Genomic DNA, 24,879 nt, shown 5'->3' on the forward strand with positions numbered 1-24,879 from the left:
GACAACAGAAAAAGGCTGCCCACCCCCGCTTGGGCTTGGTTCGGCCGGCATGCTATACTGGATGGACCATTTCCAACCAAAAAGATATCCTTGCCGATAGGCTAAAAAGGAGGCCACGACCGCATGCGCATCGCCATGCTAGGCGCAACTGGCCGTTTGGGGCGGCGCGTGCTCGCGCTCGCCCTCGCGGACGGCCACGAGGTCACGGCGCTCGTCCGTGACCCCAACAACATCGAACGGCAGCCGGACAACCTCACCTTGATCCAAGGTGACGCTTGCCAGGCTGCCGACGTACTTGCCACCGTATCGCGCGCCGATACGGTCATCTCTTGCCTCAGCACCGGCGGCGCCGCGGTGCTGTCAACCGCCACGCCCCTCCTCGTCGGGGCGATGAGGCAGGCCGGCGTGCGACGGGTGGTCACCGTCGGCACGGCCGGGATTCTCCAGAGCCGGGAGCATCCGGCTCTGTTGCGCTACGAGACGCCGGACACCCGGCGCTCGTCGACCCGTGCGGCGGAGGAGCACCGCCGCGCCTGGGAGGCGCTCGCCGCCTCCGGGCTCTGTTGGACAGTCGTCTGTCCAACCTACCTGCCGGAAGGCGAGCCGCAACATCTGTTCCGCGCGGAGTGCGACTACCTCCCGGATGGCGGCACATCCATCACAACCGGCGACACCGCGGCGTTCACGTACCGCGCGGCGCTGAGCGACGCGTGGGCGAATTGCCGCGTCGGGCTCGCGTATTGAGCGGGCGTGTGAATCGGCACACACGTCCGCGCGCGGAGCGCAAGCCTGCGAAAAGGCAGGAATTTCATCGGAATTCCCGCAAATTCAGGAAATACCTGCGAGAAAGCAGGCATTTAGACGAAATCTCCTCGGTTTGGGCCAGGCACGTCTCAAAAAACTGCTTTTTCGCAGGTATTTCTACCGAAACCGCGATTTCCACGGCGAATGCCTGCCTTTTCGCAGGAATTCGTCTGCCCATGGCCATCGCTCTCCGACTAAGCAGGTACCTGTGTAGGAACCTGAATTGCAGAAACGCTAGTTCATTCTCCTCGACCGGTACCTAAGCAGTTATCAGGCATTAGCCGCAAATAGGCAAATTCCGGGGTGCGTCTGCCTACTGGCATGGGAGCCCACGGTTTTCCCTGCCGTAATTAGCAGCAACGTAACACGCCCTGACATCCCGCCACGCCAAACAAGCGCTCCCTCACAGAGCGCTTATTTCTATTCCTCCCCCGCCGCCTTCCACTGACCCAGCAACGTCTCCCGATGCTGCGCCGCCAAGTCAAAGCGGTAGCCGCCCATCAGATTCTCCAGTTTCACCGGCGCCAGCAGGCGGTTGAGCGGAATGTCCGGCGTCACCGGGAACGAAAACGCCGTGTTCATATAATCCGTCTGCACCTCGCGCGACAGCATAAAATCGACGAACGCTTTGGCCGCCTTGGTGTTGTCGCCGCCGCGCAGAATCGAGATGCCGCCGACTTCCCAGCCCGCTTCGGGCGGGATGAGGGAGCGGATGGCATAGCCCGAGTTTTTGAAGCGCAGCTGGTCGCCCAGAAAAGAGACCACGGCGGCGACTTCGCCCTCGGCCAGGCGCTGCGCGCTTGTAATGCCGGAGAACGTCGTCGACGCGCTCTGCTGCTTGAGCGATTTCATGAGGGAAATCGCCTCGGTTTCTCCTCGCTGCTGAGCTAGAGACGCCAGCAGCGTATAGCCCGTCCCCGACGTTTCCGGGTCGGGGATTTCGATTTTGCCCTTGAGCTCAGGCCGCAGCAAATCTTCATACTGCTGAGGCATGGGCAGCGCGGCGAGCTGCGGATCGCTCCGCCATACGGATTCATTCACGCCGATGGCCAGCGCCCCCATGTACATCCCGCTCCAATATCCATCGCTATCCTTAAATCGATCGGGAATTGTACTTATCGCAGAGGAGCGGTAGCGGATGGACTTGTTCTTGTGCTTGAGCTGCTCGTGCAAATCGGCCGGGCCGCCGATCACGACGTCGATGCCCGTTTTGCCGAGTGTCAGCAAGTGGTAGCCGGCTTCGCCGCTGGACATGCGGATCAGCTCGTAGGGCTGGTCCATTTTTTTCTTAAACATTTCCAGCAGAATCCGTCCTTCATCTTCCTGAAACACCACGTACACCTTGATCGGCTGCCCGCTCTTTTTCTCGCTGAACAGCCAGAACCCAGCAACGACAACGGCAAGCCCCAGCAGGACGAACAAAATCTTTTTCCTCAACGCGCTCCCCTCCCTTCACACGAATCATGACGAAAAAAGCCGACATGATCTATTGTATCATGGCGAGCTCTTCCCATACGCGCTGATTTACTGCTCTTTTCTTATTAAATGGATCTTCTCCGACGCTGCGCTGATCGCAACGTTCCCTTTGAATCGCTCGCTGCCAAGGTCGTAGGCGTCCACAATCCATTCTTTCATGTTGTCGTCCACGATGAAGTAGCGCTCCTTCTCCCCTAGGAACATGGAGGATCGTACGAATCCACTTACGGCGAAGCCTTCCTCCAGCCCGGAAGCCGCATGGATGCGGATCGACTCCGGACGAATGCTGAGCGCCACTTGCTCGCCCGCCTGCACGGACTCAGCGGTCGTGACCGTCACGGCGCGTGCTTTCCCTTGGGTCACGTATTCGACCGTAACTTGCTGGCCCGACACCCTGCGCACTGTAGCATCGACGAAGTTGGTCGTGCCGATAAAATCCGCTACATACGTCGTCTTCGGCTTGTAGTAAATCTCGTGCGGCGTGCCGTACTGGTCGATCGCGCCTTTGTTGAACACGACGATGTGATCGGACATCGACAGCGCCTCGAGCTGATCGTGCGTCACGTAGATGACAGTGAGGTTCAGCTCCTGCTGGATGGTGCGCAGCTCCACGCGCACTTCCTCGCGCAGCTTGGCGTCGAGGTTGGACAGCGGCTCGTCGAGCAAGATGATCGGCGAGTTCATGACGAGCGCCCGCGCCATGGCGACGCGCTGCTGCTGACCCCCGGACATCTGGTGCGGGTACCGCTCCTCGAGTCCGGTCAACTTCACTTTCGCCAGCGCCTCTTTCACGCGCTGCTGGACTTCGGCCTCCGGCCGTTTTTGAATGTCGAGGCCGTACGCCACATTGTCGAAAACCGTCATATGCGGGAACAGCGCATACTCCTGGAACACCATCGGCGTGCCCCGCTTGTACGGCGGCAGGTCGTTGACGACCTTGCCGTCGATGCGGATTTCGCCCTCGTCGATCGTATAAAAGCCGGCGATCGAGCGCAGCAGCGTCGTTTTGCCGCAGCCGCTCGGGCCGAGGAAGGTAATAAATTTGCCGCGCTCAATTTGCAGATGAATATTTTTGAGCACGTGGTTGTCGCCGAACACTTTGTTGACGTTGGTCAGATCGAGTAATGCTTGCGAGCTCATGCGTCTCACGCTCCTGTCTTAGAAATCGAATATTTTCACTTTATCCCGGAAAATCAGTTTCATAATGCCCAGCGTACCCAGCGTTGCGCCCATGAGGCCCACAGCCACCGCAGCCGCCCAGTAGTAGGTGCCGGTTTCCGCGTAGTTGAAGATCGAGACGGCCGCTACCACCCACTTCGGCGTAATCAAGAAGACGATGGTGCTCAGCGTGTTCATATTTTTCATAAAAGCATAGACGAAGTTGGCAACGACAGTTTTTTGCAGCATCGGGAACACGATGGTGGTCAGCGTCCTGCGGCTGTCTGCGCCAAGATTGGCGGCCGCTTCTTCGATCGATTTATCGACCTGCTTGAAGGAAGCCGTCAGCCCGCGATACCCGACAGGCATCTGCTTGAGCAGCATCGCCACGATGATCAGGACGGCGGAGCCTTGCAGCATCAGCGGACCTGAGCTAAAGGCAACGATCAACGCCAAGCCAACGAATGTGCCCGGCAGGGCAATCGGTAATACAGCGGTGAAGTCGAGCAGTTTTTTGCCTGGAAACGGTTTGCGAACGATGACATAAGCCAGCACCAATGCGAATGCGACCGCTAGCAGCGAGCTGACCAAGGACAGCACAAGACTGTTCATGACCGCCGGGGAGGACGGGTTAAAGACGATTTTAAAAATATGATCCAGCGTAAACGTGTTGTCCCGCCCGAAATTTTTCGTGAAAGCGAACAGAATCGTGATCAGGAACATCGAGAGAATGAAGACGGACATGAGACAGTTGAAAATGAACAGCAAAATGTCAGTTCTGCGAGAGGTCGTCACGCGATTGAGGCCCGACACCGGCTTGCCGGTAATGGTGGAGTAGGAGCCTTTTGACAGCAGCTTGCTCTGAATGGCAAAGACGATCAGCGCCGGAATGACGAGAATAATGCCCATGACGGACGCCAGCCCCGGCTCGTTGTTGATGATTTCGCCGTAAATCTCGACCGCGAGGAGCGAGTAGTTGCCCCCGATCAGCTTCGGATTCCCGAAGTCGGCAAAGCAGTTGATCGCCACCAGCAGGAATGCGTTAATGACGCCCGGCAAAGCGAGCTTGAGCGTAATCGTGCGGAACAGCTTGAAGCCGCGGGCGCCGAGGTTCTGCGCAGCGATTTCCAAGTTAGGCGAAATGGCGCGCAGCACGCCGGTAATTGTCATGTAGGCCAGCGGGAAATATGAAATCGTCTGCACGATCCATAGCCCGGGAAGGCCGTAGAGATCCAGTTCGACGCCGAACCAGCTTTTCATCCACTGGGACACCATACCGCCCCGCCCGAACAGGAGCAGGAACGCGAGGCCCGTCATCACGGAAGGCGCGAGAATCGGCAGGAATGCGATGAACCGGAAAAACTTTTTCCCGACAATGTTGCTGTAATGAATCGAGTAGGCATAAATGAAGCCGCAGACGGTCGCCGTCAAGGCGGATAAGCTTGAGCTCACGACTGTATTGAGCAGCGCGGTGGCGTAACGGCTTTTACTGAAGAACAGCTTCCAGCTGTCCGCCCCGGGCAGGGAAATGACGTAAATGAGCGGATAGATAACGAACAGACACAGGACGGCAAAACTAATGAGCACCAGCACCAGAGACGACGGATCCTTCACCAGGCGGCTTATCGAAGCGCCTACGCCCTTTTTTTCTATGATCATAGGGGTACTGCAACCACCTTCCGATTTCGATTGGAAAAGCCGGGGGAGCCGCTTTCCCGCAGCAGGGTCGGGCTCCGCCAGGCAATGAATAAATTGTAAGCGTTTTCTTATTTGAGATCCTTTAAAGCATCCTGCAATTCCTTGCGCTGCTCCGCAGCTTTCCACAGGCTGTACGATTTGTTGTATTTGGTCGTTTGAATATCGATGCCATTCTTAGGAACGGGAACACCTGGTTTCACAGCAACCGCCATAGCGGACTCTGTATAAAGCACTGCCGGCTCTTTGGTCAACATGTAGTCCATCAACTTCTTCGCGTTCTCGGTATTCGGGCCGCCTTTTACAATGGCAAGTCCGCCTACTTCGTAGCCTGCGGCTTCCGGCACAATGCTGACGATCGGGTTGCCTTGATTTTTCATTTTGAGCTGGTCGCCAAGGAACGTAACGCCAATCGTGTATTCCCCTTTGGCCGCTTTCTGGATCGGTTCAATCCCGGATTTCGGTCTTTCTTTCAGGTTCGGCAGCAGCTGCGACACGTATTTCAGCATCTCATCCTTGCCCCATACTTGGGCCAGCGAAGCTACCGCAGTATACGCCGTACCGGATGTCGCCGGGTCGGACATGCCGATTTCACCTTTGAACTTAGGATCGAGCAATTCTTTGAACGTTTGCGGGTACGCTTGCGTGCCGTATTTTTCTTTCCAGCGCTGCTCGTTGATGCCGATAGCCACTGGGTTCAGGTAAAAGCCGTTCCAGTATCCCTCTTTATCTTTCATGTTGTCGGGAATATCTTTGGCGTTCGGCGATGTGTAGCTTTCCAGCGCTCCTGCTTTCTTGAGTACCTCATGCGAATCGGCCGGGCCGCCCATCAGGAAGTCCGCTTGCGGCTTGCCCATTTCGTTCTGTACGCGGGATACCGCCTCGCCGCTTGGCAGTCGCAACACTTCGTATTCGATGCCGGTTTCTTCTTTGAACTTATCCAAAATCTTGCGTGCTTCTTCCTCTTGGAAAATGGAGTACACCGTAATTTTGCCTTTCGACTTGCCTCCGAACACGCCGGATTTGTACAAGAAGAATCCCCCAATTAGCACAACAGCAGCAAGCGAAACGATCAGGACCGATTTATTGCTTTTGTTTCTTGCCATTCCAATCAACATCCCCTCTCATCTGTGAGGCCGTGTCTGAACACCCGCTACCTTCTGAGTATTCAGACACGCCCTAAGAGGCATCGTTTTGTTTGAAATAGGCTTTATGATTCGTCTCATCCAGCAAATCGAAAACAACGAAGTAGGCGTTGTCGTATTGGTCGAGATGCAGCCAATGCTTAGCACTCGCCTTTGCGTCCGTCAGCTGCACCACATAGTGGGCGTTAGGCTGCTTGTCGGGGAAGCTGAATTGGCTAAAATCAATCAGCCGAACCGCTGTACTCGTCTGCTGCGCTAGCGCAGCGCGTGCCTTGCTATCCAGCGGTGTTAAGACCCCTTCCTCCAGTCGGAACACTTCCGAGTCCATATTGGCAATTGCCGCTCCTACGCGTTCAGCGGTCAGTGCCTTGTCGATCAGCATGTTCTGCAGCTTCCGAATTTCGGCGGAGATGTCCATCGAGCCTACGAACATCGAACCAAAGCTCAGTCCGCTCGTACCGACCTGGAACTGAATATCCTCTTGATCCAGGTAAGCCATCGAACCGGACAGCAGCAACCTGGAAGCGTTTCCATGATTGCGCTGGGTCCCTGTATGCAGCAGCTGCGCAAAAGCATCCTTCCACGCGATCAGCTCTTTCGGGTCTTCGATGACGGTCGTTCCGACGCCGGGATAAGTCACGCTCATGCGCATGGGGATTCCCTCCGCCATGTCATTGTTGTGCATATTCCCGGGCAGCACGCGCACTTCATCGACACCGACGCGAAACACAAAAGCGAAAATGCCGATCAACACACACCCAATAACGATTTGCATGAAGATGAGACGCATCCATGAAAGCCCTTTCTTCTCCTCTTGCATGTAAGCTTACTCTCCTTTTGTCTCAAAAAAATCGTGGCTTTGTATCAATTTTGTAACAAAACTTGCGCAGGCGGACGGTCGATTCGGAACGTCAGTTCCACAACGGTCCCTACTCCCAGGCGGGTGCTTACGGCAATATCTCCGCCTTGCAGCTCCATGAGCTGCTTGCTGAGCAGCAGTCCCAGTCCATGGGAATTCGCGGTGACAGGCCGCGATGGCTTCTCCTCGGCAGGCAGGAAAAGTTCGGCCGCATCCGCCTCGCTCATGCCTTGGCCGTTGTCGGCGATGCGGAGCAAGCACGTGCCGGCGCGGGCAGCGACGGTGTCCAACGTTAGGGTCAAGTGCGTGCATTTGCTGTGCTTGATGGCATTGTCGATCACGTTGAAGATCACCTGCTGCGTTCGCGCAGGGTCGAGGTACACCTCGCACGGCTCCGCCTGGAGCGCTGTGGAGATCGACGACTTCTGCAGCGTCGGCTCCAAAATGCGCAGACTGTCCGTCAGCACGGCCGTCAAGTCCGTTCGCTGCAGCTGCACGCGCCACGCCTCTTCGCCTTTCAGCGAAGACTGCAGCAGTTCTTCAACCATTTGCAGCAGCTTCGCGCTTTCTTTGCGGATGTAGCCGTTGCAGTTGCGGATGTCTTCCACTTTCTCCAGCTTGTCGATCAAATCGGAGAAGCCGATGATCGAGGTGAGCGGCGTTTTCAGCTCGTGCGTGACATTATCGTAAAATTTCTTCTGCTTGCCCTGCTCGAGATGCAGCAGCTCGATATGCTCCTGAAGCGCTTCGGACATCCGGTTAAAATCGTCCGCCAGCCTGCGCACCTCATCCCGGCTGCTCACCTTGATCTTGCGGCTGAAATCGCCGATCGCCACGCGCCGCAGCGCTTGCTGCAGCGCAAACAGCGGCTGCATGATGTAGTAGGAATACGAATAGCTGGCGAGCAGCGCCAGCAGCAGGCAGCCCATCGCCACGCCGATGAACCATCTGCGCATGTCGGCCAGCGTCTGCTCGTGCTGATTCAGCTCCAGCAGGTAGCGAAAGCCCCCGATTATCTTCCCCTCGTAGAGGAAGGGTGAAGCGTAGATCAGGATTTTGCCCCGCTCGCTTTCAGTAATGACCGTCGCTGTGTCCCCTTTCAAGGCCGCGTCAATATCGCTGCGCTTGATGAGATCCTCCTTGTTGCCGCTGTCGCCGGTGATCGTGCCGGAGGCGTCGAACAACTGCACTTGAAAATTATTGTTGGCCGCCAAATGCGAAGCCATGAACGGCGCATAGCTGCCCGAAAACAGCTGCTCCATCGTGATTTTCTTATCGTTGACAATTTTCAGCGTCTCAATGCGGTGTAGTCCGTAGTATTGACCTAGCGTTTGTGTGTCCCGATCAATCATGCTCTTGCTCAGCGTGTAATTGACGACGACATACATCGCAGCCAGCAGCATCACAATCGTGATGGCATGCTGAAAAAACAGCTTATTACGCAGCCGCATCGGTCAAACCTCCAGCTTGTAGCCCGTACCATGCACTGTCGCGAGCACATGATCATGCGGCTTTAGTTTTTCACGCAGCCGGTTCACCAGCATATCCACCGAACGCGTCTGCCCGTAATACTCGTAGCCCCAGACCTGGTCCAGCAAATGTTCGCGGGTGAACACCTTTTTCGGGTTTTTGCACAGGAGCCATAGCAGCTCAAACTCCTTGCTCGTCGTCTTGATAAGCTGCCCGTCCACCTTGCAGGCACGCTCCGCCCGATCAATCTCGATTACACCGGCTTGCAGCTTGTCCGTGGATGGGGATGCCGCAGGCCGGGCGGCTTTCATCCTCCGCATCACGGCATGGATCCGCACAACGAGCTCCCGCGTCTCAAACGGCTTCGTCAAATAATCGTCCGCGCCGAGCTGGAAGCCTAAAATTTTGTCATTCATTTCATTCCGAGCCGTCAAGACGATCACCGGAATGTCCGCATAGTCTTCCCGCAGCAGCTTCAGCAGCTCGAAGCCGGACTGATCCGGCAGCGTCAGATCGAGCAGAATCAGGTCAATCGCGCGGCTCGTCAGCTCCCGAATCCCGTCCGCGACCGTGCCGGCCACTGTTGGCTTGAAGCCTTCGACTTCCAGGCTGAGCTTGAGCAGCATTTGAATGCTGGAATCATCTTCTATGATTAAAATGTTCATATTCCTTTATCCTTCCCGTAAAATGCTGAGAATCTGCCACCGGTGAAGATTGTTTATTATAATAAAAACACATCCCTTCCCGCGCAGCAACCGAGCCGCGATCGCGCCCCCGTCCCCTCTGCCAAGAAAAAGATGTGCTTTGAGAGTAATCCCTAGTATCTTGGATTATCTTTCGAAAGTGCCGCAATATTCAGCACCGAGATTAGAATGCCGATCGCACGGAACACATAACCGAGCAACGGGATAAAACTCAGGAATGCCATCGCAATATTCACGATCGTTTTGAATGTCGTCCCATTGCCTGTAACAATTGCAAAAATCAAGTTGACAAACACCAGCGGAATGACCCACGCACAGGACCATAAGTACACAAATGGGATCATACCGAGAGCATAACCCGCCAAAATCGCAATTTCCGACAAAAGCTGAATGATATTCAGCACACGCGCTGTATCTGAACGCATGGCCATCGCCTCCGTTTCATTTGCTAGGAATTGGTCCCATTGTACCATAGGATGACAGCTTTCGTCTGCGGGGGATCTGCCCGGTGGGCTAGGCACACACTGAACTGGAACTTCTCCAGTTTATACCTAGCTCAAACGCAAGAAACCGCCAATGAACTGGAAAACCTCCCGTTCATTGGCGGCCTTTGCGCATTTTCGGGAATATCTCCGAAATGTACGGGAGAAATTCCAGTTGAGCCTGCCAGATCGGCGCAAAATGCCTAACTGAACTGAAGAAATTCCAGTTCAGGTGGGGCGGAGCCGCAGCACAGCGGCACCTCCAAGCTGCCGCACGGCTTGCGCCGCCGAAGCCGCGTAGGCTCACGAACCGCGCGCGGCACACTGCGTTTGCCCGGCTCGCGCTCCCCGGCGGCGGCCTATCGCCCCGCCGCCTACGCCCGCCCCCGCACCTCGCCGGGCTCCGGCGCCGCCGGCGCAACCCCTTGATGTCCCTGCTGCAACTGGTACATCTGGAAGTACCGGCCCTGCTGCGCCATCAGGGACTCATGGCTGCCCCGCTCGACGATCTCGCCGTGGTCGAGCACCAGAATCTGGTCGGCGCTGCGTATCGTCGACAACCGATGGGCGATCACGAACGTCGTTCGCCCCTTGGACAACACGCCGAGCGCCGCCTGGATGACGGCCTCGGTCTCGGTGTCAATCGACGCGGTCGCCTCGTCGAGAATAAGGATCGCCGGGTCGAACGCCAGCGCCCGGGCGAACGAGATCAGCTGTCGCTGCCCCGCCGACAGCGTGCTGCCCTTCTCGATGACCGGCTCATCGAGGCCGTGCGGCAGCGCCGCCAGCATCTCCGCTGCGCCAACATCGCGGAGTGCCGCCTCCACCCGTTCCCGGGTGATGGACGGATCATCCAACGAAACGTTGGATGCGATCGTCCCCGTGAACAGGAACGGGTCCTGCAGCACGATACCCATGTGCTGCCGCAGCTGCTGCTTCGACAGGTCGCGGATCTCGCGCCCGTCGACCGTAATCCTGCCGTGCTGCACGTCATAGAAACGGAACAGCAGGTTGAGGATGGAGCTTTTGCCCGAACCTGTGTGTCCGACAAGCGCGACCGTCTGCCCCGGCTTCGCCTCGAAGGAGATGTCCTTCAGCACATCCTCGCCTTCTTTGTAGGCGAAGCGCACGCCATCAAACTGCACATGCCCCCGGAAGCGTGACACATCGCCTTCCACCACGTCCACGCCCGGCTCTTCCAGCAGCTCGAACACCCGATCCGCCGACACGAGCGCCCGCTCGAGATTCGGCAGCTGATTCACCATCCCGATCATCGGATGGAACATCCGGTTGAGGTAATCGACGAACGCGTAGAGCACCCCGACGGAAATCAGCGCATTCAGCGAGCTGCCCCCGACATACCAGATCAACCCGAAAAAGAACACGTTCCGCACTACGTTCATCAAATTATGCGACGTCAGCGAGTTCAGGCTGAGCAGCTTGTTTTGGTACATCGTGTACTCGTCGTTCAGCGTGTCGAACTCCTTCGTCGTCTCCTTCTGCCGGCGGAACGCGCGAATAATCGTCATTCCCTGAATCGCTTCATTGATCATCCCGTTAATCGCGCCGATGCGCTCCCGAATCTCATGGTTGTAGACCGACGCATACTTCCTATACAGCACAATCCACCCGAGCAGCAGCGGAATAATCGGCAAAGTGAACAGGGCGAGGCGGTAATCCAGCACAAAAATCGCAATGATAATGCCCACAATATAAATCGTCCCTGTAAAAAAGTTTGCGAGCACCTGCACATACAAATCGCGCACCGCTTCCGTGTCGTTCGTGATCCGAGACACGACTTTGCCCGCCGGCTGATTATCAAAATACGTAATCGGCAACCGCTGAATCTGCGCGAACACATCCCGGCGCATACGTTGAATAATCCGGTTCGCCGCCGATTGCAGCAGGTACCGCTGCCCGTACGTAAAGCCTGCGCCCACGACGATCAAAATCACATAAAAGCCCGCCAGCGTCATCAGCTCGGTAAACTCCGGCTTATAAAACGGGTACAGCTGCACTGCACTCAGCTTCTCGTACGCGTACTGCGCCTGCTCCGAGCCCGACGTGATCGTCAGCTTGCCGTCTTCCGTCAGTTTACGCACGCCATCGAAGGCAATCGCTTGATCGACCCAGACGAACGCCGCGCCGACCTGCAAAATCCGCACCTCTCGGCCATGCGCCTCACCCTCTGCGAAATTATCGCTGCGCTTGTAAAATGTCCCCTCCCAGGGGACAGCCTTCTCCGTCTGCGTGGCAGACGCCGTCTCGTACCATGGCTTCTCGATACCCAGAATGTGGGTATCGATCATCCGCTTCGCGATAAACGGCCCCGCCAGCTCCGTCGCGACCGCGACGGAGAGGCAGAGGAGTGCGAAGAGCAGCGTTTTTTTGAATAAAGCCGCGTACTGCACTAACCTTTTTCCTGTCTGTTTCATTCTCTATCTTCACCCGACCTTTATGCGTTCAACTGTGCTTCAATTTGCTGCCGTTCATATTGCTCTTTATACCAACCGCCGAGCGCGAGCAGCTGCTCATGCGTGCCTTCTTCCACTACATAGCCCTCATCGAGCACGAGAATCCAGTCCGCATGCTGCACGGCCGAAAGCCTGTGCGTGGTGATGAGCGTTGTTTTGCCTGCGCGCTCCGTGCGGATGCCGCGAATGATTTCCGCCTCCGTCTTGGCGTCGACCGCCGACAGCGCGTCATCTAACATAAGAATCTCCGGATCTGTAAAAAGCGCCCGCGCAATCGACACGCGCTGCTTCTGTCCGCCGGAGAGGGCGACGCCTTTTTCCCCGACCAATGTCTGAAGGCCGTCCGGCAGGAACGCCACGTCCTTGCGGAACGCCGCCAGCTCCAGCGCGCGCATCAACCCTTCCTCCGTGCCGTCGCTGCCGCCGTACATAATGTTCTCTTTCACCGTTTTGGAAAAGAGGATCGGCTCCTGCGGCACATACCCGATCCAGCTGTGGATCGCGTCCATCGCGATGCTCTCAATCGGCGTGCCGGCGATGCGAATCGTGCCGCCCTGCCCTGCGGGGTACTCCCGCAGCAGCTGCTTCAACAGCGTCGACTTACCGCTGCCCGTGCGCCCGACGATGCCAAGCGTCTGCCCCCGCTCCAAGCGGAAATTCAGCCCGATCAGGTTATCAATCGAGGACGAGGGGTAACGAAACGTTACATTGTCAAACGTGATGCTGTCCGGCTGCAAAGCCATCACCGCTTGCGGCGCGTCCTGCACATCCGGCTCATAGCGTAAGGTCTCATTGACGCGATCGAGCGACGCATTGCCCCGCTGCATGATGTTCATCAGCTCCCCGATGGCGAACATCGGCCAGATCAGCATCCCGAGGAACGTGTTAAAAGAAACCAGTTCGCCCAGCGTCAGCCGACTGTGGAACACCAGATACGCCCCGTAGCACAGGCCGATCAGGTAAGAAAGGCCGACGAGAATTTTGACCGTCGGTTCAAAAAGGGCGTCAATAACAGCGACCGCCAGGTTTTTGCGGTACACATCGTCCGTCATGCGGCCGAATTGGCGTTCGCTGGCCCGCTCCTGCACGAAGGCGCGAATGACGCGCACCCCGGCGATCGTCTCCAGCACGCTGTCATTCATTTTCCCAAAAGCGTCCTGCGCTTGGGTGAATCTTTTATGGATGCGACCACCGTAAATCGTAATCGCAACCGCCATGAGCGGCAGCGGCAAAATCGCCGCAATCGTCAGCTCCCACGAGATGAAGAAGCCCATCATGCACAGAATTGTCAGCATAAAAAGGGTGGAATCCACGAACGTCAGAATTCCGAACCCCGCCGTCGTAGACACCGCCTGCAGGTCATTCGTCGCTCTTGCCATCAGATCCCCGGTGCGGTACTTCTCGTAGAACGTTGGCGTCATTCGGAGCAGATGCCGCATAAAACGGGACCGCAGCACGCGCTCCAACACGAAGGCGCCGCCGAACAATTGATACAGCCATACATACGATAGGCTGTAGCCGACAATGATCAGCGCGCCCCAGAACGCCAGCAGTTGCACCAGCTTCGTGCCCGTCAGCGTGCCCATGTGGATGCCGTCGATCGCGTAACCGATCAGCTTCGGTGGGATCACGTCGATGACGCCGACAATGATCAGCAAGCCGATTGCGAGCGTGTAACGCTTCCAGTTCATCCGGAAGAACCAGGCTAATTTTTTTAAAACCGTAAACATAACTTCCTTTCACTCCTCTCGGGGTTCACAACAGAAAAAGCCCACCGCACGCAGCGATGGGCTCTCTTTCCATAGAAAAAGCGCTCGTTACGAACGATGCGTAACCCGCGCTTCATACTTTCAGCGTTAGTAGGGGACAGCTTGCCGCTAATCGCAGATAGGCCTGCGGGGCGCTGCCTTCGGGTTACTCGCTATGCAGTTGGTTAGAGACATATGCCCGGCTGTATGCATAAAACGATCCCAAACCATATCCTTCATGCGAATACCCTCCCTCGTTCGTTATTTTCCAAAAGTTGAGCTACAAACCTTACAGTGGTGATCTTAACATCCGCCTTCCAGACGTGTCAATCGGAGAAAAAGACTATAAACGAACTGTATCCCTGTCACACATCTTTCACAAACATTCGGCATATTCATAGAACATAGAAGCTCATCCTCACGGAGAAGGGATCGATGGCCATGATCAATCAGGTTTTCGAGTTAATGGGATGGATTGCCGGCTTCGCCACGATTACAGGTATCGTCATCGCAGGCGTCGCCCGGGCGGTATCAAGAGATTCGACGCAGTATGACATGGTTTTTCTATGGGACAATCGATATACCTTGGAGGAGCTTGAGCTGGATAAGAAAAAGAAGTAAGAAACAATAAGTGGTAAAAGGGACTGGTGAACATTCCACCATCCCTTTTTTATTTTATCAACGCCTTTCTGTTGCAATCATTTTTTCGTAATTCTGATCGTTACTGGCAACTATCCCTGTATTTATAATCATAAATCGGTTATCATGTTAATAGTATCGTGTATTCTTTTGAAAGCGAGGTTTCAAGATGGCGAAAGCAAGCTTCACGCCTGAAAACTTACCGTTATCCAGTGATCGAATTAACCAGTTAATGTTCCTTCGGGAATTAATCGAAGCTAACAAAAAAGTTGCCCAATATCAGGTATTGCTTCAAAACACTAAACTGCCTTCCCACCTATTATTGAATCCTGTCATGTTGAATGAAGCCGTACAGTCTACTAAAATTGAAGGTACGCAAGTCACGCTGGATGAGGTACTGGAAGTTGAAGCGCAGAGCAGAAAAAATAATAAAGATATACAAGAAGTGCTTAACTACTACCATGCTCTCCGAGATGGCATGGATAAGTTGGCTGTTTTACCGATTTCCACACGGCTCTTTAAAGCCATGCACACCACACTCATGTCAAATGGTGTTCGCGGGAGCAACCGTTCTCCTGGAGAGTATCGGAAAATTCAAAACTTCATCGGCCCCGAAGGCTGCTCAATGGAAACAGCAACTTACATCCCACCGCAGCCTCAACTCGTTGATGCTTACATGAATAATCTGGAAGTGTATATTAATAATCCTCAAGATCAATTGGATGAACTTGTTCGAGTCGCTATCATTCACGCACAATTTGAGACTATTCATCCGTTTCTCGATGGAAATGGGAGAATCGGCCGTATTTTAATTCCCTTGTACTTATTCAATAAGAACGTCATTGATTATCCAAATTTCTTTTTAAGCGAAGCTTTGGAAAGAGATAAGCACAAGTATTATCGCTTTCTAAATGATACACGGTATAACGGTGACTGGAATCAATGGATCCGTTTCTTCCTGGAAGCGATCATACTTCAAGCCAACAAAAATATTCAATTAATCAATGATGTTAACCAATTGTATGAACAGGATTTAAACTTGGCACAATCATTAATCAACAGCAGCGGTATTAAAAAAATCATTGACGCCATCTACCAGAAGCCTATTTTCACAGTCCAGACCATTTCTTCAGCAGCAGATATTTCAGAAGCAACTTGTCGAAGATACCTGTCTATTTTGGAGTCACAAAGGATCATCTTCTCCGACGGAAAACAGCGTTCAAAAACCTATTACTACTACAATCTCCTTGACAAGTTGCGTTGAGACAGAGAAAGGACATCTGCATTGGCTTACCCCATGCGGATGTCCTTTTTGTTCTTATGCTGTTTTACCCCAGCTTCTGACCGCAATTCGGGCAGAAATTCGCCCCTTCATTTTTGGCACCGCAGTTGGGACAAAAATTGGGCTTTTTACTGCCCTCCGAGGACGAAGGCGCAGCCGAGCCGTTGCTATTCGCAGGCTGTTGTTCCTGATTGCGGTTCATATTTTTCATCATTTCATTGGCCAGATTCATGCCCATCATCATGCCGGCCATATCCGCAGCTGTACCGCCGCCATGCACCTTACCCGATGAGATGCCATCTGTCATGCTCACCTGTTGATACCTTTGCAGATCGCCGATCATTCCCTGCGAAGCGGTTTTCGTAATCATATCCTGAATTTCTTGCGGATAATTGAAGCTCATCACCTGAAAGCCCGTGATCGCTATCCCGATGTCACTCATTTGCATGTCCAGATCCTCGCGAATTCCCCTCGCAATATCCGAGGCATTCGCCTGTAGATTAAACATGTCCTTGCCTTCGCGACTGATCCACTTCATCAGCAGCTGATCCAGCACAGCGGTCATCCGGATTTTGACATCCTCCACCAAGTAGCTTTGCTTGATCCCCGCAACCTTATCAATCAGCGCCATGTAGTCATTCAGCTTAAAAGTGAACGTGCCGTTGGCACGAATTGGCATCCCGCCCGGAAGCTGCGGCGTCGGGATCAGCACGGGATTCTGCGTCCCCCATCTGACGGTGAACTCCTTCGTATTCACGAATAGCACTTCGACCCGCATACCGCTGTTGAAGCCGAACTTAAAGCCTTTCAATGTCGATAAAAAAGGAATGATGTCCGAATCGATACTGAATGACCCTTCCTCCTGGAAAATCCCCTCAATCTTGCCGTTATTGATGAAAATGGCATCCTGCCCGGACCGAATGATGAGTTTGCTTCCCTTCTTAATCTCCTGGTTGCTCCACTTCCAGAAAATCATATCATCCCTGAATTCTTCCCATTCCACCACGTTAGAAAATTGATTCCCGAACAGTCCCATTGTATGCTCATCCCTTCTATATTCAGCATGTCATTTTAGAAAGAACCCTTGCTTCCACTGTGCGAATGGCCGCCGCGACTAACGCCACCGCCACCCCCGCCAGATCCGCCGCCATTGTTCTTCGTAATTTTGCTTTTCGTCACCGTTGTTCGAATATACTGATCGGCATGCTCCAGTACGGCAGACGTTCCTGCATCCTCATACGTTGCCCGATTCACCGTAATCCGGCCGCCGGAACGGTAAACCATGATGCCGACGATCACGCCTCCGATGATGACAGCCGCCCCCAACTGAAACCAAAGGGCAAATAAGATGTTATCCGGATTTACGCCGGGTTTAAACCCCATATATGTATGAGCAAGTGTCATATACCGCTCAAAAGCCTTCTTATAATTCCCGCTTGTTAAATCCGGCGAAATCGCCTTTCTGATCTTATCCAGCCTGCCGCTGTCGAGGGAATCTTCCGCTTTCGCAAAGCCAGCCAAGTAAACTTGCCGGTTCTTCATGTCCATCGTCAAAATGACGGCATTGCCGTGAGCCTTATCGTACCCAGGTGCCTGATCATCATAAAAATCCTCTGTGATCCGCTGAACATCCTGATTCGCCTGGTTCATGGAAGTAAAAATAATGATGTCCGTCTCTCTTTCGGTCCCATATTGATTTGCCAAAGCGTTCAGCTCGGCTTTCTCTTGCTGACTGAGCAGATTCGCTTGGTCATAAATCAGATTTTTGGACTCGACCGCCGCCGCTGCCGCTGACCCAACGGGTACCGTCAAGGCTGCCAAACAGCCAACGAACAGGCATAAGGCTGCGAGAAACGCGAAATATTTTCTCATAGGAACCCGCCTCCCATCATCCAGGAAACGACCTTCAAAGACAGGAAAGAAACGGCAGCTATGCCTGTAAACCATGCAGTTACCTTCCCCTTGCTGAGTGGGGGCTTACCCACCACCTTACCCGTCTGACCATTCATGGCAAACGTGTACTCCGTCCGATTCAAATTGTATTTCACCATCCATACAGGAAGCAGGACATAATCGGCATGTTTCAATTTCGTATTAATTTGCTTGTCGGTATAGCTGACACTGGTGTAACCGGATACCGTTGAAGAAATATAAGCATCGATGTAGGAACTGATTTTTTCCTTGGCGCGAGGGAATAGCTGTCCATCGGTATAGCTGTATTTTTCCGCTACATAACCGGCCAGATACGGCGTCTTGAACGCTTTCAACTCCTCGTAAGGAAAAGGCTCCAGCTTATCCATCAGCTCATCGTTCATTTTCTCCGCGGCATCGACAGGCAGCCGGGCATAATCCAGACGAATTTTGCGGTAGATGTTAAAATGCTGTGTTTCCGTATATTGGTAATTGCTGTCCGCATAGATCCTGACCTTGGTCCCCTGACCGTGAACCTCGATGCTATTATGCAAATCATACAGCCAGAAAGGCACATACATTCCCGTCATTCCCGCGATCCGATCCGCTGTCATAAAACCTCTGGGCGTAAGCAAGCCGTTCCTGCACCATTTTTTGAACGCTGCTGTCGCCGCCTCCTTCGTGATGGAGAAGGGAATCACCATCGCCGGCGCATAATGACCGGTCAACCGATCGCTAAGCACCACGGAGGAACTGCAAAAACTGCAAGCCGTTGCACTTGTCTCCGGTTCCGTTACGATGACCGCTCCGCAGCTGGTGCAGTGGTACTCCTTCACCTCACCCTCCGCAAACGTCATCTTCCTCAGCGGATCGGGAATCTGCTCGATATTCTCCTGTCGCCCGCAGCCGGTGCAGGATAGTGTCCCTGTGACCGCGTCGAAAACCATACCGCTGCCGCAGCTGGGGCACTTGTACTCAATAACTGCCTCCATAGATTCACCTCGATTTCAGTCTCTCCTTGATTGCTGCCAGCTCATCTTCCACACGGGTCGCCGCAGTTACAGCCGTACCCACGTTGGCATCCTTCTCGAGCTGAGCGATTAACACATCCAGATCGTCTTCCTGGGTCCCCGCTCTAAGTTCAGCCAACGCCAGGGCCTCGTTTAAAGCCAGGTTCGCTTTCTCTTCCATCGCGTCAAAAGCAGCGCTTGCACGGCCTGCAGCGTAGTTGCTTTCATTCGCTTGCTGCTGCACTTTGGCAGCCGCCAGCTTGCCTTTCAGCTCCGCATACCGCGCTTCCAGCTGCGCCCGATCGGAAACGAGCTTCGTCTGCATCTGTTTCATCATCGTTGCTTTTGCAGAAGCCCGGTCATAAGCGGCCTGCAACTCCGCCCCTTTCTCCGCCTGCTTCGCCTTTTTTTCCAAAAACTTAAGCGCATTCTCATCTTCGCCCGACTCCGCAGACTTCTCCGCATAGCGCTGCAGCTTCTTGATCTCGGCGCTGCATTCGTCCAGCTCCCGCTTCGCCCTGCTCTCATCCGCCAGCAACGCAGCCGTCTCCGCTTTCACTTGGCCCAGATCGCTGTTCAAGCTGCGCATATACGCATCCACGACCTTCTCTGGATCGTCCGCCCGGTCCAATAAGCCGTTCATATTGGCCTTCATCACGTCCCTAAACCTCGATAAGATCCCCATAACAAGTTCCTCCTTCGAAAGGCGTCATTGGTTTCAGTATAACAGAAAATTCCACAACATTTCATAAAGTGGGCGTAAAGAGAAGGCAAAAAGGACAGCCGTTTGAGGGCTGTCCTTTGAAAGGATAGGGGGGGGGAGCGTCGTTTGGAAAACCCTCATGGTGCTGAGGTCGTTTGGGGAAGCGGCTCAATTGCTCGCATATATCTGCATTTTATTAGTATCAATGATAAGTCCTGCTGTCCGAATAAAATCAAATCCAAGGATACCGTCAATTTCTATCCCATAATCCATTGCCCCGATTTCTATGCAACCTTGTCCGCATCCAAAATAGTTCCGGCCGATCCGGTATCAAGCAAGACATTCTCTAGACGAAGTTGTCGTCCCAAGAAAGCAACATCAATACCAACTATGGGTAATCCGTGCAGCAGTCTTAGATTTATCGCCATCTCTTGAACCCGACCCATTTCTCTTCAATCTTCAAATCCGGACGTGACGTGTGTAGAAAATAAATTTCCTTCCGAGGTTGATCCTTGTGCAATTGCTTATATCGTTGCATGGCATCGAGTGAGTCTTCGTAGCAGTCAATCACATTCACGGAATTGATGCAACGAAATCCATCTTGCGAATAAGCTTCTACAGCCTCAAATACAACCCATTCTTCAGGAAACTTTTCTTGTACCTCTTCCCATCGCATGCCAATCCCTCCTGCGACCTCGATTATTAATCTCAGTATAACACAAACAAAACTCGACCGGACAAGCGTCCGAGATCGAGTTTTGTTTGTGCTGCGCCCTTCACCCCTCCGCGCGCTCCGCCAGCTCGAGGCGCTTCTCGAACACGGCGATCACCTTGAACTGGTCGCCGTCGATGTCGATAGCGAGCGTGCCGCCCTGCAGCTCGACAATGCTTCTGGCGATGGCGAGGCCGAGGCCCGAGCCTTCGGTTTGCCGCGACTGATCGCCGCGCTTGAAGCGCTCGAACAGCTCCTGCGCGTCGAAGTTCAGCTCGTGCAGGGAGATGTTTTGGATGATGAAGGTGATGCGCTCGGCATCTTCCATCAGGGATACATACACCCGGGTGCCTGGCAGGGCGTATTTGAGCGCGTTGGCGATGAGGTTCTCGAAGACGCGCCAAGTTTTTTTGCCATCCAGCATCGCATACATGTGCGGGTAGGGTACGTTCACGCGGAAGGTCAGCGAAGACGCCTCGATCTTATCGCTGAACTCAGCCAGCGCTTGCGTGAGCAGCGCGGCGACGTCGACTTTTTCCCAGTAAAGCTCGGTGGCACCGCTGGCCATTTTGGAGGCCTCGAACAGATCCTCGATGAGCACTTTGAGCCGCTGCGTCTTCCGGTCGAGCACTTCCAGATAGTGGGCGGACTGTTCGCCGGACAAGCCTTCTTTTTTCAGCAAATCCACATAGTTAATGATAGACGTCAGCGGCGTCTTGAGATCGTGAGACACGTTCGTGATGAGCTCGGTTTTGAGCCGGTCGCTCACCCGCTGTTTTTCCAGCGATAGTTGGAGCCCGTACTTCATATTGTTGATATGCATCGCCATTCGGGAGAGTTGTCCCCGGCCCTTGGCGGGCAGCATCACGTCGAAGTTCCCCTGCGCCATTTGCTCCACGCCTCGGATCATAGCCCGCAGTTGCTTCACCTTGCGCATCAGGTACGGCAGCACGATGAGCAGGAACAGAATGTACCAGCCGAACGTGAAGACGACAACGACGGCTTCCGCTTCGGATGCTGCGACCACCACCGGCAAAAAGCCCATGATGCCGACGATCAGCGTAAACACCAGCAGCTTGAACCACAAGCCCCGCTGCTCCAGCGAGTCTTGAAGCGTGTGCCAGAACGAGGACGTCAGACTGCGCTGCCATTCCCAGGCCAGCATTTCCGGGTCCTGGAGCAGCTTCACCGCCCCGCGCAGACCGCTGCAGACGATCAGCAGCAGCACAGCCGCAAGCGCCACGACGAGCACCTGATACAAACTGACATACGTTGGCGCCACGTACAACACGTCATTTTCCATCACAATGCCAAACAGCGCAGCTCCCGCAATAAACGTCGCCCACGCCCGAACATCGAGCGGAAACACACGGGCCATCACCCTGCAGTAGACCTCTGTGGAGAAGTCAGCCCTGCGATATTTGGCAACATACGTGCTCAGCGCCAAGGTGAGGAGGAGAATGCCGCCGAATAAGTAAACCGAATTCTTCGCTTCCCGCTGCATCGAAAGGTACGAGAGATAATCGCTTTGAATATTTCCGCTGCCGATGGTCGGATATAGAATATAGAGAGTGCCCCTCATGGGGTCCGCCCCATAAAGGTTCAAATAGCGCAGTTCCCGGCTCGGCAGCTCCACGGTATGCATCATACTGTGCTGCGCCTGCGCTTTCTGCCACACATCGTTCGACACATTGCTGAACGTTTCCGCCGTTCTTTCGTTTTTCACCGTGTAGTACACGGAGGTTTTATAGCTGTCCAAATTTTTCCTCGCCACGGCAAAATCTTTCTGCTTCGCCTCGACGGCGGCTTTGAACTTCTCCTCGAACGCCGCGTTCTTCTCCTTCGTCAACTCCTGCAGCTTCGCGTCCATTTCGGCCTCGAGCCGGTCGACTTCGTCGTTGTCTCCCCCGTTTTTGGCCGTGTCAATCCGCGAATCATATTTCTGCTGAATATTGTTCCAACGGTCCTGCACTAAGCGCTGCGCATCCTGCTCCAGGTTGTAGTAGCTGTTGTTCCCGATCTGCTCTTGGGGCGATTTCTCGCTGAAATGCGGCGCGACGATATGCACCTGCTGAATCAGGGCATACACATTGCTGATTTCGCGCTCAAAATCCTCGCTTTTAAAGTACGCGTCCGCCCCAAAATACTTGCTGTCCCGATACACATTCGCCGCGGCGAACAGCGTCAGCGTCCACATCACAACGACAGCGCCGAGCAGGACAAGCGAGACCGATCTACTTCTCCATTTTGTAACCAACGCCCCACACCACCTTCAAATATTTCGGATCTTTCGGATTGATTTCGATTTTTTCCCGGATTCTTCGGACGTGTACGGCTACGGTGTTTTCGGCGTTAAAGGCAGGATCTTTCCATACCTTCTCGTAAATTTCATCAATTGAAAAAACACGCCCTTTGTTCACCATCAGCAGCTCCAAAATTTTGAACTCCGTCGGGGTCATACGCACCTCTTCACCGTCCACCGTGACTTCCTTCGTCACCTGGTTGAGGACAAGCCCTCGCACAGACAGTTCCCCGGCTTCGGACGCTTCCGCCCCGTAATGCCCAAGTGCCGTATAGCGTCTCAGCTGCGACTTCACCCTGGCGATCAGCTCCAGCGGATTGAACGGCTTCGTCAAATAATCGTCGGCGCCGACATTCAGCCCGAGGATTTTGTCCGTGTCCTCCGTTTTCGCCGAAAGCATGAGGATCGGGACGTTGCAGGTTTCCCTGATTTTGAACGTCGCTTGAATCCCGTCCATCTGCGGCATCATGATGTCGAGGATCACCAGATGAATCTCCTTCTCCTCCAGCATCCGGAGCGCTTCGCGGCCATTGTTCGCCTTGACGACCTCCATGCCTTCGCCTTTCAAGTAGATTTCAATCGCTTCCTGAATGTCGACATCGTCATCGACCACCAGCACCCGGTATTTCGTCACGTTCCACGCACCCTTTGTCATCTATTCTCTCTTGCTCCCGTGCAAGCCTAATGGTAATCCACATAGTTTACGAAAAATCGGATACAAATCTTACGAATTTATGAAGAGAAGTCTACTATGAGAGTTGGTAGAGTTAGTGTAGCATACGAAGGCAGGCGGAAAAAGCCGTTTTCCATAGGAAAACAGCCTGTTCGTGGAGCTGCTGATGTGAAATTGCAACACCCTGGGCACGGGCCACAAAAAAGCCTTGAACCACAAGAGGTTCAAGGCCTAGCGATGCCTACTGCAAATTGTTCAGACGATTGATTTCCTCATCAAGCTCTTCATTGGCCTGTTGTACCTCAGGGCGATCAGACTGATCGTTGAGTTGAACAAGTGCATTGTTCGCTTGTTCGATGGCGTTCAGCGCCTCAGCCTCCGTCTGTGCTGTCGGATGCGACAGCGCATGGGACACAGCGTTGTGCACGTTATCGACCGAGTTTTGCGCGGAAGAAATCGGATTTTGTGATTGTAGACTGGAATCTTGTTGCGACATAGTGCGTCAGCGACCTCCTCAAGCATAATGGCATACCTTGCTAGGTTGAGACAATGCGCTTGATTTTATGCGTGGACGGCCGCATGCTGATCCGGCGCAGGGCCGTGCACCTTACGCTTCTTCAGCGACGGCCGATGTGCGCGGCGACTTTACTTGGCAGGCGCGGAGGACGCTTGTCCGCCTTGGTTTTGCCCGCCTGCGCCACCTGCGCCTCCGGTGCCGCCAGGACCGCCTTGGTTTTGACCTTGGCCACCTGCTCCGCCTTGACCCTGACCAGGTCCGCCTTGCCGCTGCCCACCAAATTGTCCACCTTGCTGCCCATTCGGTCCGCCACCGCCATTCGGCCCGCCGAATTGCCCCATGCCCGGCCCGCCCTGCATGTCGCGGTGCACCATTTTACCGCCAAGATGCCCGGTATAGCTCACCAACACCACCACGGCAAGCGACACGACCAGATAAATCAGGTTCCGGCCGAGCTCCAGCTTCTTCCACACGAGAAAGCCGACACGAACGACTGCCAGTGCAATCGACAGCAGCATCGTGATCTGTGCGAATTTTTCATGCGCGCTGACCCCCGGATTTGGAGAGTTCGGCCCTGTCAGCACACTGGCGATCGCGCCAAGCGCGCCCACGACCAAGCAAAGCATACCGGCCGCATGCCATTCCTTTTTTTTGAAGATCAGCGCCAAAACGTCAAATACAAAGCTAAAAATCAAAAGTGCAATCGGAACGTGTGTAAAAATAAAATGTGCATTTTTAATGATATAGTCCACTGAGATCCCTCCACCACTTGGAAAATATTGCACACTACATAGTGTAGTGTTAAAGGGAAGGGCTTGTCAAATGTTTTATCTGATTGCGAGCAAACGTCGCATGACTGATCGGGTATCTGGCGCGGTTGACAAGTTAGTTCCTGCGATTATGACTACTACTTAGGTGGGACAAGAAACCGCAGGCTGGGTCTGGGCTAACGGATGCCGGCGAGCTTATTTGGGCTCAAACGCCCTGAAAACAAACTTAACGGTTGCAACGAGACTGTCGATTAATTGTGGCCAGCTTTATCCATGAACGGACACACGCAGAATGTATATGATTTTTCGAATACATATTCAAAATCAGGCCTCAAATCACGAAAT

22 protein-coding genes are annotated in these 24,879 nt (G+C 54.0%); 3 read left to right on the forward strand and 19 right to left on the reverse strand.

All coding sequences use genetic code 11. The features are described 5' to 3' along the window. Window positions 1–123 precede the first annotated feature (123 nt). Complete coding sequence (locus tag ABE504_RS29035; protein ID WP_430095583.1) at window positions 124–744, forward strand: NAD(P)-dependent oxidoreductase; 621 nt, start codon at window positions 124–126, stop codon at window positions 742–744. Window positions 745–1,224: 480 nt separating this feature from the next. Here ABE504_RS29035 and ABE504_RS29040 read toward each other — a convergent pair whose 3' ends face one another. From ABE504_RS29040 to ABE504_RS29085, 10 genes are all read right to left on the reverse strand, one after another. Then, window positions 1,225–2,241, reverse strand: coding sequence for an extracellular solute-binding protein (locus ABE504_RS29040; protein WP_430095585.1), 1,017 nt, complete (start codon window positions 2,239–2,241; stop codon window positions 1,225–1,227). A gap of 87 nt (window positions 2,242–2,328) precedes the next feature. After that, window positions 2,329–3,420 carry an ABC transporter ATP-binding protein gene (locus tag ABE504_RS29045; protein ID WP_430095587.1) on the reverse strand — a complete coding sequence of 364 codons (1,092 nt, stop codon included), beginning with the start codon at window positions 3,418–3,420 and terminating at the stop codon, window positions 2,329–2,331. A gap of 18 nt (window positions 3,421–3,438) precedes the next feature. Further along, window positions 3,439–5,097, reverse strand: a complete 1,659-nt coding sequence (locus ABE504_RS29050; RefSeq protein ID WP_430095589.1) for an ABC transporter permease — start codon at window positions 5,095–5,097, stop codon at window positions 3,439–3,441. 107 nt (window positions 5,098–5,204) lie between these two features. After that, window positions 5,205–6,239 (reverse strand): ABC transporter substrate-binding protein, encoded by a 1,035-nt coding sequence (locus ABE504_RS29055; protein WP_430095591.1) that lies wholly within the window; start codon window positions 6,237–6,239, stop codon window positions 5,205–5,207. A 73-nt stretch (window positions 6,240–6,312) separates the two neighbouring features. Beyond that, complete coding sequence (locus ABE504_RS29060) at window positions 6,313–7,098, reverse strand: DUF3919 family protein (RefSeq protein WP_430095593.1); 786 nt, start codon at window positions 7,096–7,098, stop codon at window positions 6,313–6,315. Window positions 7,099–7,142: 44 nt separating this feature from the next. Next, the gene (locus tag ABE504_RS29065) at window positions 7,143–8,588 is read right to left on the reverse strand and encodes an ATP-binding protein (protein ID WP_430095595.1); all 1,446 of its coding nucleotides are present in this window, start codon (window positions 8,586–8,588) and stop codon (window positions 7,143–7,145) included. Window positions 8,589–8,591: 3 nt separating this feature from the next. Next, complete coding sequence (locus ABE504_RS29070; protein WP_430095597.1) at window positions 8,592–9,272, reverse strand: response regulator transcription factor; 681 nt, start codon at window positions 9,270–9,272, stop codon at window positions 8,592–8,594. A gap of 152 nt (window positions 9,273–9,424) precedes the next feature. Continuing rightward, window positions 9,425–9,736 carry a hypothetical protein gene (locus ABE504_RS29075; RefSeq protein ID WP_430095599.1) on the reverse strand — a complete coding sequence of 104 codons (312 nt, stop codon included), beginning with the start codon at window positions 9,734–9,736 and terminating at the stop codon, window positions 9,425–9,427. A 431-nt stretch (window positions 9,737–10,167) separates the two neighbouring features. Then, window positions 10,168–12,228, reverse strand: coding sequence for an ABC transporter ATP-binding protein (locus tag ABE504_RS29080; RefSeq protein WP_430095601.1), 2,061 nt, complete (start codon window positions 12,226–12,228; stop codon window positions 10,168–10,170). A gap of 20 nt (window positions 12,229–12,248) precedes the next feature. Next, the gene (locus ABE504_RS29085; RefSeq protein WP_430095603.1) at window positions 12,249–13,997 is read right to left on the reverse strand and encodes an ABC transporter ATP-binding protein; all 1,749 of its coding nucleotides are present in this window, start codon (window positions 13,995–13,997) and stop codon (window positions 12,249–12,251) included. A gap of 453 nt (window positions 13,998–14,450) precedes the next feature. Between ABE504_RS29085 and ABE504_RS29090 the strand changes: the two genes are divergently transcribed. Both ABE504_RS29090 and ABE504_RS29095 read left to right on the forward strand, forming a co-directional pair. Continuing rightward, window positions 14,451–14,636 (forward strand): hypothetical protein, encoded by a 186-nt coding sequence (locus tag ABE504_RS29090; RefSeq protein WP_430095604.1) that lies wholly within the window; start codon window positions 14,451–14,453, stop codon window positions 14,634–14,636. A gap of 187 nt (window positions 14,637–14,823) precedes the next feature. After that, complete coding sequence (locus tag ABE504_RS29095; protein WP_430095607.1) at window positions 14,824–15,918, forward strand: Fic family protein; 1,095 nt, start codon at window positions 14,824–14,826, stop codon at window positions 15,916–15,918. A 64-nt stretch (window positions 15,919–15,982) separates the two neighbouring features. Here the strand turns inward: ABE504_RS29095 and ABE504_RS29100 are convergent, their stop codons facing one another. The 9 genes from ABE504_RS29100 to ABE504_RS29140 all read right to left on the reverse strand — a co-directional run bounded on the left by ABE504_RS29100 (window position 15,983) and on the right by ABE504_RS29140 (window position 24,516). Next, complete coding sequence (locus ABE504_RS29100) at window positions 15,983–16,972, reverse strand: SPFH domain-containing protein (protein WP_430095610.1); 990 nt, start codon at window positions 16,970–16,972, stop codon at window positions 15,983–15,985. Window positions 16,973–17,007: 35 nt separating this feature from the next. Then, window positions 17,008–17,808, reverse strand: coding sequence for a TPM domain-containing protein (locus ABE504_RS29105; protein WP_430095611.1), 801 nt, complete (start codon window positions 17,806–17,808; stop codon window positions 17,008–17,010). After that, window positions 17,805–18,839 (reverse strand): TFIIB-type zinc ribbon-containing protein, encoded by a 1,035-nt coding sequence (locus ABE504_RS29110; RefSeq protein ID WP_430095613.1) that lies wholly within the window; start codon window positions 18,837–18,839, stop codon window positions 17,805–17,807. Before ABE504_RS29110 ends, ABE504_RS29105 begins: the two co-directional genes overlap by 4 nt. 4 nt (window positions 18,840–18,843) lie before the next feature. Next, a complete protein-coding gene (locus ABE504_RS29115; RefSeq protein ID WP_430095615.1) occupies window positions 18,844–19,542 on the reverse strand; it encodes a PspA/IM30 family protein in 699 nt (232 codons plus the stop codon). Between the two features lie 436 nt (window positions 19,543–19,978). Then, window positions 19,979–20,236: a hypothetical protein gene (locus ABE504_RS29120; protein ID WP_430095618.1), complete on the reverse strand. Its 258-nt coding sequence runs from the start codon at window positions 20,234–20,236 to the stop codon at window positions 19,979–19,981. A gap of 100 nt (window positions 20,237–20,336) precedes the next feature. After that, entirely contained in the window at window positions 20,337–22,529 is a 2,193-nt protein-coding gene (locus tag ABE504_RS29125; protein ID WP_430095621.1) for a histidine kinase dimerization/phospho-acceptor domain-containing protein, read from the reverse strand. Further along, the gene (locus ABE504_RS29130) at window positions 22,507–23,208 is read right to left on the reverse strand and encodes a response regulator transcription factor (protein ID WP_430095742.1); all 702 of its coding nucleotides are present in this window, start codon (window positions 23,206–23,208) and stop codon (window positions 22,507–22,509) included. The genes ABE504_RS29125 and ABE504_RS29130 overlap by 23 nt, the downstream gene beginning before the upstream one ends. A gap of 280 nt (window positions 23,209–23,488) precedes the next feature. Further along, complete coding sequence (locus ABE504_RS29135; RefSeq protein ID WP_430095624.1) at window positions 23,489–23,743, reverse strand: hypothetical protein; 255 nt, start codon at window positions 23,741–23,743, stop codon at window positions 23,489–23,491. Window positions 23,744–23,892: 149 nt separating this feature from the next. Beyond that, entirely contained in the window at window positions 23,893–24,516 is a 624-nt protein-coding gene (locus tag ABE504_RS29140; RefSeq protein WP_430095627.1) for a DUF2231 domain-containing protein, read from the reverse strand. Window positions 24,517–24,879 lie beyond the last annotated feature (363 nt).

It is taken from the genome of Paenibacillus oryzisoli, from assembly GCF_050467285.1.
GTDB lineage: Bacteria > Bacillota > Bacilli > Paenibacillales > NBRC-103111 > Paenibacillus_E > Paenibacillus_E oryzisoli_A.

Coding starts and splice junctions, on each gene's coding strand:
- ABE504_RS29035 (WP_430095583.1), top strand. CDS start 124: ATGCGCATCGCCATGCTAGGCGCAACTGGCCGTTTGGGGCGGCGCGTG.
- ABE504_RS29045 (WP_430095587.1), bottom strand. CDS start 3,420: ATGAGCTCGCAAGCATTACTCGATCTGACCAACGTCAACAAAGTGTTC.
- ABE504_RS29050 (WP_430095589.1), bottom strand. CDS start 5,097: ATGATCATAGAAAAAAAGGGCGTAGGCGCTTCGATAAGCCGCCTGGTG.
- ABE504_RS29055 (WP_430095591.1), bottom strand. CDS start 6,239: ATGGCAAGAAACAAAAGCAATAAATCGGTCCTGATCGTTTCGCTTGCT.
- ABE504_RS29060 (WP_430095593.1), bottom strand. CDS start 7,098: ATGCAAGAGGAGAAGAAAGGGCTTTCATGGATGCGTCTCATCTTCATG.
- ABE504_RS29065 (WP_430095595.1), bottom strand. CDS start 8,588: ATGCGGCTGCGTAATAAGCTGTTTTTTCAGCATGCCATCACGATTGTG.
- ABE504_RS29070 (WP_430095597.1), bottom strand. CDS start 9,272: ATGAACATTTTAATCATAGAAGATGATTCCAGCATTCAAATGCTGCTC.
- ABE504_RS29075 (WP_430095599.1), bottom strand. CDS start 9,736: ATGCGTTCAGATACAGCGCGTGTGCTGAATATCATTCAGCTTTTGTCG.
- ABE504_RS29080 (WP_430095601.1), bottom strand. CDS start 12,228: ATGAAACAGACAGGAAAAAGGTTAGTGCAGTACGCGGCTTTATTCAAA.
- ABE504_RS29085 (WP_430095603.1), bottom strand. CDS start 13,997: ATGTTTACGGTTTTAAAAAAATTAGCCTGGTTCTTCCGGATGAACTGG.
- ABE504_RS29090 (WP_430095604.1), top strand. CDS start 14,451: ATGGCCATGATCAATCAGGTTTTCGAGTTAATGGGATGGATTGCCGGC.
- ABE504_RS29095 (WP_430095607.1), top strand. CDS start 14,824: ATGGCGAAAGCAAGCTTCACGCCTGAAAACTTACCGTTATCCAGTGAT.
- ABE504_RS29100 (WP_430095610.1), bottom strand. CDS start 16,972: ATGGGACTGTTCGGGAATCAATTTTCTAACGTGGTGGAATGGGAAGAA.
- ABE504_RS29105 (WP_430095611.1), bottom strand. CDS start 17,808: ATGAGAAAATATTTCGCGTTTCTCGCAGCCTTATGCCTGTTCGTTGGC.
- ABE504_RS29110 (WP_430095613.1), bottom strand. CDS start 18,839: ATGGAGGCAGTTATTGAGTACAAGTGCCCCAGCTGCGGCAGCGGTATG.
- ABE504_RS29115 (WP_430095615.1), bottom strand. CDS start 19,542: ATGGGGATCTTATCGAGGTTTAGGGACGTGATGAAGGCCAATATGAAC.
- ABE504_RS29120 (WP_430095618.1), bottom strand. CDS start 20,236: ATGCGATGGGAAGAGGTACAAGAAAAGTTTCCTGAAGAATGGGTTGTA.
- ABE504_RS29135 (WP_430095624.1), bottom strand. CDS start 23,743: ATGTCGCAACAAGATTCCAGTCTACAATCACAAAATCCGATTTCTTCC.